Genomic DNA, 868 nt, shown 5'->3' on the forward strand with positions numbered 1-868 from the left:
GCCCAAGATGGGATGGTTGCCGCCCTCCCCTGACGGCATCGCGATGTGCCAATAAGGTGGTGTGTGGACCACAAAGCGGAGAGGACGGCAGAATGCACGATACCACGATCGGTGTGGACCTGGCAAAGCGGGTCTTCCAGCTTCACGGAGCGTCGATGACGGGACATGTGAAGTTTCGTAAGAAGCTGACGCGGGAGCAGTTCCGGCGGTTCATGTCCGAACAGCCGGCGTGCCTTGTGGTCTTCGAGGCCTGTGGCAGCGCCAACTACTGGGCGCGGGAAATGGAGGCGCTCGGCCATGAGGTGAAGCTGATCGCGCCGCAGTACGTTCGCCCCTTCGTCAAACGCCAGAAAAATGATGCGGCCGACGCGGAGGCGATCGTGATCGCGGCGCGCCAGCCCGAGATGCGCTTTGTCACGCCGAAGACGGTGGAGCAGCAGGCTAAAGCGGTGCTGTTCCGCAGCCGCGAGCGGCTTGTTCATCAGCGCACCGAGCTGGTGAACGCGCTGCGGGCAATGCTCTACGAACATGGCCATGTGTTTCCGGTCAGCCTTGTCTATCTGAAGCACATGGCGGCATTGGTCGAGGATCCAGCCTGCGACTTACCAGCTCTGATCATCTCGGAAAGCCAGGACCTGCTGGCGCAGATTGCCGAGAAGACCGAGAGGATCACGGCGAAGACCAAGAAGCTGAAGGTGCTGGCGGCTGAGACGGACGCGGCGCGCCGGCTGCAGACGATGCCGGGGGTGGGCCCGTTGACGGCGCTGGCAGTCGAGGCCTTTGCGCCCGACATGGCGCAGTTCAAGTGTGGACGGGACTTCGCAGCTTGGCTGGGGCTTGTGCCGCGACAGCATTCTTCCGGCGGCAA

General features: G+C 62.9%; 1 protein-coding gene. It reads left to right on the plus strand.

What is annotated here, in order from left to right; translation table 11 throughout:
• Positions 1 to 92 precede the first annotated feature (92 nt).
• Positions 93 to 868, plus strand: a 776-nt coding sequence (locus tag EIP85_RS22590; RefSeq protein ID WP_127904449.1) for an IS110 family RNA-guided transposase, incomplete at its 3' end; no start/stop codon positions are given.

It is taken from the genome of Solirhodobacter olei (assembly GCF_004010155.1).
GTDB classification, from domain to species: domain Bacteria; phylum Pseudomonadota; class Alphaproteobacteria; order Rhodobacterales; family Rhodobacteraceae; genus Solirhodobacter; species Solirhodobacter olei.